A 12802-nucleotide genomic window follows, 5' to 3' on the forward strand; every position below is an offset into this window, starting at 1 on the left:
GGGGAGGAGGTGGCGGGGCCGGTGGGCGTTCCCCCGGGTGCACCGGCCGCGCTGCCTCCGCCGGCCCCTCTGCGCCATGTGCGGGACGGCGCTCATGGCTTCCGGGGAAATTCACAACAGCGCGTTGATCGCCTCGGTTGAATCCTTGCGGTGTTCGCTCGGCCATTTGAGCGTATCGGGAGAACAATCTCGGGAGAGCGCATGGTTACGTTACGCAACATGGACGCGAACCGTTCTCGCGCCCGGCGGGCGATGACGCACCGTGACTGATTCCGGTTCCGCGGATTGACCCGCTGTGATCGACTTCACACATTGGGGTGACCATCCGCATCGGCCAGACGAGGACGGTCGGTGTGTTCTTTTGCATCTTCTGAACTCTTGCGCGCGGGTGCCACAGGTGTCCTCACCTGGGACGACGCGGTCGCGGCAGCAGCGGTGCCGGGCGGTGTTCGTGCTGGTCAGAGCGCTTTTCGGCATCTCTCAATGAGGGGGTCGCTCACCCATTGCGGGTGGTTAACTCAATCCCCTGAGTGACCGCGATCGGTCATTCACCTGCTGTTTCCCCCTTCTTTGGGTTGCGCCGGAAGGAGTTCTCACTACACTGCTGCCTCAATCGTTCTCTTATGTCTCCCCGACCCCCTCGTACCGCGAGCACACCTGCCATGTTTGCTGCCTGAGCGCGGCATCCCCCGCCATCGCTGAGTGTGATTCTCGCCGGAGAGACACGGAGAGTTCCCCGATCAGAGGAGAAACGCAATGCGCTCAACCCGGCTGGCCGCGGCGGGAGTCGCCGCCGGAGCACTGGTGCTTGGGATGGCGGGCCCTGCACTCGCCGACGGAAAGGTCGTGGCGAACCCGAACCCGTTCACCGCGGGCTCGGCCATCACGGTCAACGTGTCCGGCTGTAACGCTGAGAGCAAGCCGGTGCTCGCCCACGGCGGCACCATCGTCTTCGCCCAGCCGGTGACCTTCACCCGTAAGGGCGACCTGTGGACGAGCGGCCCGGTCAAGACCTTCGACAGCAGGCAGCTGAAGGCGGGCCAGACCTACCCCTACAAGGTCACCTGCCACGACGCCGACCAGAACAAGCTGACGATGGACCTGCCGCTCAAGGTCGCCGCGTCGTCCGAGAACCCGGACCCGCAGCCCGGCTTCAAGTTCGGCTACGACAAGGTGAAGCTGTCCACCACCCGCGTCGCGCCGGGTGAGAAGACGACCTTCAAGGTGATCTGCCCGAGCACGGTGACCATCACCGGCAACGGCTACACCCAGAACCCGCTCCCGGCGAAGAAGACCGGTGAGAACACCTGGGGCGCCACCGGAACGTTCAAGAGCAGCCTGCCCGACCCGACCAACGTCACGGTGGTCTGCAAGGGCTTCGGCTCGGTCAAGTACAGCACCAGCCCGGCGAAGGACGACGGGAACGGCAACGGCAACGGCGGCGGCAACAACATGACGCCGAAGACGCCGAAGGTCCCCACCGGCCCGATCAACACCGGTGACGGCAGCACGCTGAACAACGGCGGCTCGCCGATGGCGGCCGCCGCCTGGGGCGCGATCGCGTTCCTCGGCCTGGGCGCGGTGGCGCTGCGGCGCCGGACGGCTCAGGAGCGTTCGTAAGTTGCCTGAACTCTCAGCAACGGCCGCCGGTCGCCGCGCCATGGGCGTGGCGGCCGGCGCGCTGCTCACCGGACTGCTACTGAGTGGCTGCGGGAGCGAGGACGGCGGCACCGCCGAGGGGAGCCCCTCGGCGAGCGCCTCCGCCGGTACCACCGCGGCGGCGGCGTCCGCGCCGCTGACCCACTCGCAGCCAACGAAGATCGCCATCGAGAAGATCGGCGTGTCGGCGCCCATCAGCGACATCGGGCTGCTGCCCAACGGTCGCGTCGAGGAACCGCCGCTGAGCAAGCCCAACCTGGTCGGCTGGTACAAGGAGGGCGTCACGCCGGGCGAGATCGGGCCGTCGGTCCTCCTCGGCCACGTCGACGCCCACGGCAAGAACGCCGTCTTCTACCGGCTGAAGGAACTCAACACCGGGGACCAGATCAAGGTGGCGCGCAAGGACGGCACCACCGCCACGTTCGCTGTCGAGAAGAAGCAGCGCGTGGACAAGAACGCCTTCCCGCACAAGCAGGTGTTCGCAGCCTCACTGGACCACGCGTCCCTGCGGCTCGTGACCTGCGGGGGTGCGTTCGACCCCGAGTCGGGCCACTACAAGGACAACGTCATCATCTACGCCAAGCTGGTCACCGCCTGACAGCACGGCAACGCGAACCGCCCGCCCGTCCACGTCCGTGGAGGGGCGGGCGGTTCCGTCGTGTGGCGGGGCCTGAGCAGCATCCGTACGGCCTTCAGCGGCCCGTGGTTCCGTCGATGAGTTCGCGCAGGATGTCGGCGTGGCCGGCATGTCGTCCCGTTTCCTCGATCATGTGCGTGAGCGCCCACCGCAGGGACGGTCCTTGCGGCCGGGACGCCGGGCGGGCGACGGTGGCGGTCAGGTCGGAGGCGGCGCGGACGACCGTGTTTGACCGGGCGGCCGCGTCGCGGTAGGCGGCCAGGACGTCGTCGACGGTGTCGCCGGGAGCCGCGGCGAAGGTGGCCTGCCAGTCGGCGACGTGCTCGCCGAGGAACAGGGAACGTTCCACGTGGGCGAGGTGGTTGACCAGACCCAGCAGGTTGGTGCCCGACGCGACACCGGGCGTGCGGACCTGCGGCTCCGGCACGCCCTCGACCTTGGCCGCCATGCCGGCGCGCAAGTAGTCGAGGAAGCCGAGCAGTACGTCCTTCTCCGAGGTGCCGGTGCTCGGCGGCGGCCGGTCACGGCGGCGGGTGGACCTCATGTAAGTGCCCTTCTGTGCGAACGGCTGAGCAGGCGGGTGAGACGGGTTGCGCACGTGGTGAGTCGAGACTGCCCGAGCACTGGCCGGAACTGCACGAAAACTTGCTGTATCGGCATGGTGCTGGATCTGACGTCGCCCGCATCAGAACGGCCAGTCACGGCAAGAGACGCCTGCCCGGCTCCCTGACGTGACTGGCCGTTCGGTTGCTGCTCAAGCCCCGTAGCGCGGGTGTCGACAGTGGGGCCATGACCGGAGCGCGGCGGGGCGATCCGCCGGGCCCGGTCGGATGCTCAGCGGCGGTAGAGGTTCAGGCGGTCCTCGCCGATGCGTTCGCGGAGGGCCGGGTTGTCCACGCCCTGGCCCTCGCCGGTGGCGCCGCACAGGACGGCGACCTTGCCGACGTGCTGGTTGGTCTGGACGGCGCGGGTCGCGTCGCCGGCCTCCTCCAGCGGGAAGACCTTCGAGAGCGTCGGGTGGATCATGCCGAGGCTGATGAGGCGGTTGACCTCGACGGCCTCGTGGTAGTTGAAGCCGTGCGAGCCGATGATGCTCTTGAGGCGCATCCAGAGGAAGCGGTTGTCGTACTCGTGCTTGTAGCCCGTGGACGAGCCGCAGGTGACGACCTTGCCGCCGCGCTTGGTGACGTAGACGGACGCGCCGAACGTCTCACGGCCGAGGTACTCGAAGACGATGCCCGGGTCCTCGCCGACGAGGCCGCGGATCGCCTCGCCCAGGACGCGTCCGGCCTTGGGGTGGCGCAGGCCCTGCTCGCCGAGGTTCAGGTCGTTGCGGTTGATGACGTTCTCGCAGCCCTGGGAGCGGACGATGTCGGCCTTCTCGTCGGAGGAGACGACACCGACCGGGATGCCGCCGCCGTTCTTGACGAGCTGCGTCGCGAACGAGCCGAGGCCGCCGGTCGCGCCCCAGATCAGGACGACGTCGCCCTGCTTGATGCGGGCGCCGTGCGTCCCGACGAGCATCCGGTAGGCGGTGCCGGCGCACAGGGTGTTGGAGCCCGCCTCCTCCCAGGTGAGGTGGGCGGGCTTGGGGATGAGCTGGTTCGCCTTGACGATGCAGTACTCGCCGAGGGAGCCGAAGTTCGTCTCGAAGCCCCAGGCGAGCTGGGTCTCGCTCATCATGCCGTCGTCGTAGGAGCCGTGGTCCTCCTCGTCCACGTAGGACGGGGACAGGACGACCTTGTCGCCGACCTTCCAGCTCTTCACGCCGGCGCCGGTGCGGACGACGACGCCGGAGCCGTCCGACCCGAGGATGTGGTACGGCAGGTCGTGCCGGGCGCCGTACCAGCCCTGGCGGCCGAACTTCTCCAGGAACGCGAACGTGGGGACGGGCTCGAAGATCGCCGACCAGACGGTGTTGAAGTTGATCGCGGCGGACATCACCGCGACGACGACCTCGTCGGGGGCGAGTTCGGGCATCTCGACCTCGTCGACGTGCATGGAGCGCCGCACGTCCTTGTCGGTCTGTCCCTCGAAGATCCCGACCTCGTCCTTGCGGGTGAACGCGGCGCGGAAACGGGTCGGCAGATCGATCTCCTGCAGCTCGGGGCCGCTTGCGCCGGAACGTACGGCGTCGAGCAGATCGTGGGACGAGCCGTGCTGGGCCATGGGGGGATCCTCCGTGGAACGACGGGGTTCGGGGGCGGCCCTCAGCGGGCCGGGTTCGACGTTGTGGTCGGGGCAGGGGCGGCGTCGTCGTGCTCGTGCCGTCCTGCGAGCCGGCCCTCCAGGTGTGCGGCGAGGACGTCCACACCGGGCGGGTCCAGCAGGTTGAGGTGGTGCACACCGGGGATCGTGACGATCTCCAGGTCGGAGCAGAGCCCGCCGAAACCGTTGGTCCCGTCGAGCACGTAGCGGGCATCACGGACGGCCCAGGGGGTTTCCTCGGGCGCGTAGTAGAGGATGACCCTGCCGTCGTACGGCTCGGGCTGGTACGCCTCCAGGGTTCGGGTGTCCTGGTGGGACGTGAGCTGGTGCGTGAGGGCCGCCGGCGGGATGTAGTCCACGAGCGGGGCCGCGCGCTCCATGACCAGCGCGAACTGCGCTTCCTCGTCCAGCCCGGACAGTTCCTCGTAGGTGAGGGTGACGTCCAGGCCGTACGTCTCGTTGATGTAGTCGGCGAACGCGGAGAACCGGCGGGCGAGCGTGTCGGACTCGTCGTCCACGGCGAGCGGGAGGCCCGCGTCGAACAGCGCGACGAACTCGACCTCGCGCCCGGCGGTGGTGAGCTGCCGCGCGGTCTCGTAGGCGAGGACGCCGCCGAACGACCAGCCGCCGAGCCGGAACGCGCCCTCGGGCTGCACCTCCAGGAGGTGCTGGACGTAGCGGGCGGCGCGTTCCTCGACGGACGGAGCGTCCTCGAACCGTTCCAGCCCGTACACGGGCTGGTCGTCGCCGAGCAGGTCGATGAGCTGGCGGTAGCACGCGGTGGTGCCGCCCGCCGGATGCGCGATGAAGATCGGGCGGCGGCCGCCGGAGTGCTTCAGCGGGCGGACGGTCTGCCGCGCGGCCTCCTCGTCGGCGGCCCGGATGTACTCGGCGACGTTCTCGGCGGTGGGCACCTCGAACAGCTCACCGCGGGTCACCTCGGCGCCGAGTTCGGTCGTGACCCTGGCGACGATCTGGTCGGCCTGGTGGTCCTGGCCGCCGAGTTCGGTGAAGAAGTCGGCGGTGACGCCGACGCGGTCGAGGCCGAGGACGTCCTCGAAGAGGCGGACGGCGAGGCGCTCGGCGGCGTCGCGCGGCATGACGTATCCGGCTTCGGCGTTGGACACCGCGGGCGCCGCCGGGGGCGGGGCGTCCGACAGGCCCAGCTCGCCTGCGGCCCATTCCTCGAAGACGTTGACGCTCGCGCCCTGGAGCAGCACCGACGCGGGTACGGTCAGCCCGAGATCGTGCTCGACACCGCTCTTGATCCTCACCGCGATGAGGGAGTCGAGGCCGAGGTCGGTGAGCGGGACGGCCGGGTCGAGGCGCTGCGGGTCGAAGCCGAGGACTGCCGCGATCCGGTGCCTGACCTGCGCGGCGATCATCTTGCGGGCGGTGGCGGGGGCGACGTCCTTGAGCGCCTCCACGCCGGGCCAGTCGCCCGCGTCCGCGGCCCCGGCGTCGTCGGCGGCCTCGGTGAGCGCGGCGAAGTACGGCATGGTGCGGATCTCGGGGAACAGCGCGACCGCCGTGGCGGGGTCGAAGCGCAGCACGCCCGTCGCCGGCAGGTTGTGGGCGAGCAGCGCCTCCAGCGCCTCGGAGCCCTCCGCCGGGCTGATCGGGTCGATGACGGTGACCGACGTGTCGGCGGCACCGCCGACCTGTGACCATGTGCCCCAGTTGATGGTGGTTCCGGGGCGGCCGTGTGCCCGCCGGTACGCCATCAGCGCGTCGATCGCGGCGTTCGCGGCGGCGTAGGCGGCCTGGCCGGGCGAGCCGAGCAGCGCCGCGGCCGACGAGTGCATGACGCACCAGTCGAGGTCGAGATCCCAGGTGGCCTCGCTGAGCCGCCGCGCGCCCTCGACCTTCGCCGTCCACACCCTGTGGAGATCATCGGCGCCGAGGTCGGCGATCAGCCGGTCGTCGATGGCGCCCGCGCCGTGCACCACGCCGCGCAGCCGGACGCCGCCCTCCTGCGCGACCTTGACGAGGCGTTCCGCCGTGCCCGGCTCGGCGATGTCGCCGAGCACGACGCCGACGTCCACGCCGTCCTCGCGCAGGCGGGCGATCACCTTCTCGGCGTCGGCGTCGGGCCCGCCGCGGCCGGACAGGACGATGCGTCCCGCGCCGCGTTCGGCCAGCAGCCGCGCGGTGACCAGCCCGATCCCGCCGTACCCGCCGGTGATCACGTAGGCGCCGCCGCGCCGGACGATCCGCTTCGGTTTCGCGTCCGGCTCGGGCAGCGCGGCCTGCGCCAGCCGCGCCACATGACGCACGCCGCCGCGCCAGGCGACCTCGCGCGCTTCATGGTCGCTCAGGAGTTCCGCGACCAGATCGGCGGGACGGTCGACGTCCACATGCGTGGCCTTCTGGACGCTGCGTTCGAACGCCAGAACCCTGGTGAGCGCGCTGACGAACCCGTGGCCGGGCTCGCCCGGCTCCCCGTCCCCGACCGGGACCGCTCTCTGCGTCGCGACGTACATGCGGGGGCCGTCCGGGAGCGAACGGCTCACACCGGCGACGGCCAGGACCAGGTCCTCGTCGACGAGATCCGCGGACGGGACGAGCACGACGCCGTCGACCGGCTCGTCCATCGCCGGGTGGTCGTCCGGCGGCCGGTTGGTCAGCAGATGCCGGACGACCCGCCGCCCGCGCCTGTCCAGGTCGGCGGTGACCGCACCGGCGAGCGCGTCCTCCTCATCGGCCAGCACCAGCCAGGTGCCGCTTCCGCCGGTGTCCGCTTCGGGGAGCGGGGCCTCGTCCCAGACGAGTTCGACGAGCTTGTCGGCGACGGGGACGGGAACGTCGTGGCGCTCGACGCCGCGGAGGACGATCCCCGTGGCCTCGGCGAGCACCTCCCCGTCCGCCGCGAGAAGCAGAACCGACCCCGTCATCCCTTCGTCGTCCTGGGTGACGGTCGCCCGGACGTGTCCGCCGCGATGCGTCGGCCCGGACACCCGCAGGCTGCCGATGGTCTCGGCCAGCCACGTCCCTTCGGCGACGGCCGCCGCCTCGCCCGCCAGGACGTCCAGGCAACGACCGAACACCTCGGGATGCAGCCGGTAATGGCGGCTGCCCCGCTCAGCGGCCGCGACCTCCACAGCGGCACCCGGACCCTCGGCGGGCGTGCCGGGTGCGGCCGGGGCGCGGTGATCTTCGCCTACGTCGGCGCTGGCCACGCGCACCCAGGTTCCGGCGGGGGTCAGTGCGTGCACCTCGACGCGCTGCTCCGCCTCGGTGAACGTCGTCGTCACGGTCGTGTGGCCGGCGAGGGCGAGCGGGCGTTCCATCCACAGGCTGTTGACGCGGACGTCCTCGGTGCCGAGCGCGCTCGCCCCGGCGGCGAGCGCCATCTCCGCGAACGCCGCGGCCGGAAGCGTGTGCAGCCCGTGGACGGTCCGCCCGGAGAGCCACGGCTGGGCGGCGAGGCCCACGTCCGCGCGCCACGCGTGCCGCTCTTCGCCGGGCATCTCCACATGCGCACCGAGGAGAGGGTGTTCGTCCCGTCCTCCGGAGGTGCGTGCCGAAAGGTCGACCCAGTGGCGCTCGTGCCGCCACGGCGACCGCGGGACGTCGATGATCCGGCCGTCGGCGGGCGCGGCGATCGGATGGCCGTGCGCGGCCAGGGTCGCGAGCTGCCCGTGGAAGGTCAGGGTGTCGTCGGTTTCCTGGCCCTTGGGCGCCCGCTTGAGCGTGTGGGTGACGAGCGCGCCCGTCCCCTCCAGGGTCTCCCCGACGGCGTGCGCGAGGATGGGGTGCGCGTTGACCTCGACGAACGTCCGGAACCCGTCCTCGGCCGCCGCCGCCACCGCGTCCGTGAGCCGGACCGCGTTCCGCAGGTTCGCCGCCCAGTAGGAAGCCCCGAGCCCCGCCTCGGCGTGCGGGGCGGCGGGGTCGAGGAGGGTGCGGGGATCGTCGAGAGCCGTTGTGTAGAGCTTGATGCCTTCGGCCAGGGGGGTACCGCGTTCGGCGCCGACCTCGGCCAGCACTTCGCGCAGTTCGGGGAGCAGCGGGTCGACCTGGGGCGAGTGCCCGGCGCCCTCGGCCTGCACCTTCCGGGCCAGGCGCCCCTCCGCCTCGGCGCGTTCGACGATCTCGTCGACCTGGGCGGCGTCGCCGGTGACGACGGTCTGGTTCGGTGAGGAGTGCACGGCCGCGTACACCTCGGGCAGGCCTTCGCCCAGGCGCGCGACCTCGGCGGCGGACGCGCCGAGCACGGCCATCGCGCCGCCGCCGACGAGCCGGGTCAGCAGCCGGGACCGGCGGCAGATGACGCGGACGCCGTCCTCCAGAGTGATCGCGCCGGCGACGACCGCGGCGGCGACCTCGCCCATCGAGTGGCCGATCACCGCGCCGGGCGTGACCCCGTACGACTTCCACATCCGGGCCAGGCCGATCTGGATGGCGAAGAGCACCGGCATCGCGACGACGGGGCCGTCCGGCTTCTCGCCGCCTTCCAGGAGCGCCCACAGGTCGGGGCCGCCCTCCTCGGCGAACAGGCCGTCCAGGTCGTCGATGGCTTCAGCGAACGCGGGCTCCTCCTCCAGGAGCCGCTGCGCCATGCCAGCGCGCTGTGCGCCGTACCCGGAGAACACCCACACGGGACGACCGGGCGCACCGAGCGCCGTGCCGCTCACTACACCGGGGTGGGGACGGCCCTCAGCGAGAGCTGTCAGCCCTTCGACGAGCCCGGCGTGGTCCCGGGCGGCGACGGCGGCGCGGGCTCGTCCACGGCCGCGACGCCCGTGCAGGGTCCGCGCGAGGTCGGGAAGCTTCACGTCCTGGTCCGGGAGCCACTCAGCGAGGGCGGCCGCGTGGTCGCGGATACGGTCGTCACTGGTGTCGGACAGCGGGAACGTCCGGACGACGGCCGGATGGACGTTCGGCTCCTGCGCGGGGGCCTCCTCCAGGACGACGTGTGCGTTCGTCCCACCGAAGCCGAACCCGGACACGCCCGCGCGGGCGGGATGCCCTCTGTCGGGCCAAGGCGTCTCATTCGCAACGACCGCGAGGCGCAGTTCGTCGAACGGGATGTGCGGGTTGGGTTCCTTGTAGTGCGCGCTAGGCGGGATGACCCGGTGGTGCAGCGCGAGGACGGTCTTGATGAGCCCGGCTATGCCCGCGGCCGACTCCATGTGCCCGAGGTTGGACTTGGCCGAGCCGAGCAGGAGCGGCGCATCGGGTTCGCGTCCGGCACCGAGGACCTCGCCGACCGCCTTGGCCTCGATCGGATCGCCCAGGAACGTGCCCGTCCCGTGCGCCTCGACATAGTCGACCTCTCGCGTGTCGACGCCCGAGGCGGCATAGACGTCGCGGAGCAGGGCGCGCTGCGCGTCGGAGTTGGGGGCGACGAGGCCGTTGGACCGCCCGTCGGAGTTGACGCCCGACCCCTTGACGACGGCGAGGACCCGGTCACCGTCCCGCACCGCGTCCGACAGCCGCTTCATGACCACCGCGCCGCAGCCCTCCGCGCGGACCATCCCGTCGGCGGACGCGTCGAACGCCTTGCAGTGCCCGTCCGAGGCCGTCCCGCCCGCGAGGTCGAACGTCATCGTGACGGTCGGCGACAACAGGAGGTTCACACCGCCGGCGAGCGCCACGTCCGCGTCGCCGCTGCGGAGCGCCTGCACGGCGAGGTGGGTGGAGACCAGCGACGACGAGCAGGCGGTGTCGACGATCATGCTGGGGCCGCGCAGGTCCAGCAGGTACGACAGCCGGTTCGCGATGATGCTGAGCGCCGCGCCGGTCGCCGTGAACGGCTCAAGGGACACCAGGTCGGACGCGGTGAACGCCGCGTACTCCGGCGCCGACACCCCGACGAACACGCCGGTGCGGCTGCCGCGCAGCGACGCCGGGCCGATGCCGGCGTTCTCGAACGCCTCCCACGCGACCTCCAGGACGAGGCGCTGCTGCGGGTCCATCACCGCGGCCTCGCGGGGGGTGATGCCGAAGAACTGCGCGTCGAACCCGGCGACGTCGTCGAGGAAACCGCCGAGCCGGGTCGTCCTGGCGAGCAGGTCGCCGACCTCGGGAGAACCGTCGTCGAACGGGTCCCAGCGGCCGTCCGGCACCTCGCGGACCGCGTCGCCCCGGCCGGTGAGGAACCGCCAGTAGTCGCCGGGGCCGGTGAGGTCGCGTTCACCGCCGGGGAAGCGGCAGCCGATGCCGACGACGGCGATCGGCTCGTCGCCCGCGGCCTCCCGGACCGCCGGGCGCGGCTCCGGCTGCGCCGCGGCGCCCGGACCACCCGGGCCGCCCGCCAGCGCGACGGAGAGCTTGTTGATCGTCGGATGTTCCCAGACGAGGGTGGCGGGGAGTGCCCGGCCCAGCATCTGCTCGAGCTCGCCGGCGATCGCGACCGCGTCCCGGGAGGCCAGCCCGAACTCCTCGAGCGGCCGGTCGGGATCGATCTCGGCGACGGCGGTCCTGGAGCGGCGCGCGATCTCTTCGATCAGGTGCCGGCGGATCGAATCCTCACTGATCCGAGTCTCGTCCTGCGCGTCGTGCTGCGCGGCTCCGGAACGATCGTTGCTCTGCATACGGTGGGGTCCCCCCAAAACCGGGATCGTTCGGCGAAGCGGAGGGACCCACTTTGACCTACGATGACCAACTCGGGATGCGCATCCAGACCACTTTTCTCAACCGCTACTTGTCACGGTGATGACAAGACTCGGGAGTAACCATTGTGGCCTGATGGGATAGTTGAGGTGGCTTGCCCTAAGTTGAGCTGAGTAACGAGACGCCAACCAATAGTAACAATAGCGACGAGCGCTTTTAGGGGGAAGCGGCGGATTTCCTGACGGTGGGAACTTAACGCCGTACACACAGTGACCCGGGGCCGATACCGATGGGCGCTGGCGGTCGTGGCCGTCAGCGCGTTCATGACCACCATGGACAACACGGTGGTCTTCACGGCGTTGCCCACGATCATGGCCGACCTCGACATGTCGTCCTCGGCCAAGGACTGGGTCGCCACCGGGTACATCCTGATGTTCTCCTGCCTGATGATCACGGGCGGGCGGCTCACCGACGTCTTCGGCTGCCGCCTGACGTACACCACGGGCATGGTCGTCTTCACCATCGCGTCCGCCTTCTGCGGGCTCGCGCAGAGCTCCGACGTCCTCATCGTCGCCCGCATCGTGCAGGGCGCCGGCGCCGCGCTCGTGCTGCCCGCCACGCAGGTGATGGTCACCGTCGGACGCAGCGACAAGCAGCGCTCCATCGGCAACATCATCTTCATCGGCGCCGCGTCCAGCGCGACCGCGCTCGGCCCCACCATCGGCGGGATCATCGTCCAGCACTGGCACTGGGGCTGGATCTTCCTGATCAACATCGTGCCCGGCATCATGGTGATCGTCCTCGGGCTGTTCGTCCTCACCTCGAAGGGCGAGAACAAGCACGCCCGCATCGACCTCCCCGGCGTGCTGATCTCCGCGACCATGCTGTTCGCGTTCATCTACGGGCTGGAGTCCGGCAACAAGCACGGCTGGGGCGACCCGTCGGTGATCAGCGTCTTCGCCCTCGGCGTCATCGCGCTGGTCTGCTTCATCCTGGTGGAGAGCTGGGCCCCCGACCCCATGATCGACCTGCGGTTCTTCCGCAACCGGGTCTTCTCCGGCGGGCTGTTGTCGCAGATGCTCTACGGCATCGGCTTCAACGGCATGATGTTCTACTCGCAGCCGTTCCTGCAGCGCTTCCTCGGCTTCTCGCCGCCCGAGGCCGGCCTGGTCATGCTCCCCCCGGCCATCGCGATCATGCTGCTGACCCCGGTGGCGTTCCTGCTCGCCACCAAGATCGGCCCGCGCCCCGCCATCGCCGCCGGCATGGCCCTGATGGGCCTCGGGATGTTCCTGTTCTCCACGCTGCAGACCGGCGACGGCTACGCCGACCTGATGCCCGGCGTCATGCTCGTCGGCGTCGGGGCCGCCCTCGGCATGCCCCTGGTGATGTACGTGCTCAAGGCCGTCCCCGAACGGCGGGCCGGGGTGGCCAGCGGCGTCATCAACGTGATCCGCGAGGCGTCCGGCGCGTTCGGCATCGCCATCGTCGGCCTGCTCGTCCACACCATCCCGGACGAGGGCGCGAGCGCCGGGGAGCTGGAGGCGTTCCGCCACGGCACGTCCTCCGGCCTCATCCTCGGCGCGGTCCTCGTCCTCATCGGCGGCGTGATCAGCGCCCTGACCCTGCCCAGCCGCCGCGGCTGGCTCGGCCCCAAGCACGGCAAGAAACCCGCCGTCATCACCGACATCACCGACATCACCGACACCAGCGAGACCTCCCCCGACCCCATCCCAGTGG

General features: G+C 70.8%; 6 protein-coding genes. 3 read left to right on the top strand and 3 right to left on the bottom strand.

The window, feature by feature from the left end:
• Positions 1-756 precede the first annotated feature (756 nt).
• Positions 757-1620, top strand: coding sequence for a hypothetical protein (locus E1285_RS37605; RefSeq protein WP_132159366.1), 864 nt, complete (start codon positions 757-759; stop codon positions 1618-1620).
• A gap of 1 nt (position 1621) precedes the next feature.
• Complete coding sequence (locus tag E1285_RS37610; protein ID WP_132159367.1) at positions 1622-2257, top strand: class F sortase; 636 nt, start codon at positions 1622-1624, stop codon at positions 2255-2257.
• A gap of 94 nt (positions 2258-2351) precedes the next feature.
• Here E1285_RS37610 and E1285_RS37615 read toward each other — a convergent pair whose 3' ends face one another.
• From E1285_RS37615 to E1285_RS37625, 3 genes are all read right to left on the bottom strand, one after another.
• Positions 2352-2840: a DinB family protein gene (locus tag E1285_RS37615; RefSeq protein ID WP_132159368.1), complete on the bottom strand. Its 489-nt coding sequence runs from the start codon at positions 2838-2840 to the stop codon at positions 2352-2354.
• Positions 2841-3130: 290 nt separating this feature from the next.
• Positions 3131-4465 carry a crotonyl-CoA carboxylase/reductase gene (gene ccrA / locus E1285_RS37620; RefSeq protein ID WP_132159369.1) on the bottom strand — a complete coding sequence of 445 codons (1335 nt, stop codon included), beginning with the start codon at positions 4463-4465 and terminating at the stop codon, positions 3131-3133.
• A gap of 41 nt (positions 4466-4506) precedes the next feature.
• Positions 4507-11043, bottom strand: a complete 6537-nt coding sequence (locus tag E1285_RS37625) for a type I polyketide synthase (protein WP_132159370.1) — start codon at positions 11041-11043, stop codon at positions 4507-4509.
• A 288-nt stretch (positions 11044-11331) separates the two neighbouring features.
• Here E1285_RS37625 and E1285_RS37630 point away from each other — a divergent pair.
• On the top strand, positions 11332-12802 hold a 1471-nt coding region (locus tag E1285_RS37630), incomplete at its 3' end, for a DHA2 family efflux MFS transporter permease subunit (protein WP_132159371.1).

The sequence above is a fragment of the Actinomadura sp. 7K507 genome, from assembly GCF_004348425.1.
Classification (GTDB): Bacteria; Actinomycetota; Actinomycetes; order Streptosporangiales; family Streptosporangiaceae; genus Spirillospora.

Coding starts and splice junctions, on each gene's coding strand:
- E1285_RS37605 (WP_132159366.1), top strand. CDS start 757: ATGCGCTCAACCCGGCTGGCCGCGGCGGGAGTCGCCGCCGGAGCACTG.
- E1285_RS37615 (WP_132159368.1), bottom strand. CDS start 2,840: ATGAGGTCCACCCGCCGCCGTGACCGGCCGCCGCCGAGCACCGGCACC.
- ccrA (WP_132159369.1), bottom strand. CDS start 4,465: ATGGCCCAGCACGGCTCGTCCCACGATCTGCTCGACGCCGTACGTTCC.
- E1285_RS37625 (WP_132159370.1), bottom strand. CDS start 11,043: ATGCAGAGCAACGATCGTTCCGGAGCCGCGCAGCACGACGCGCAGGAC.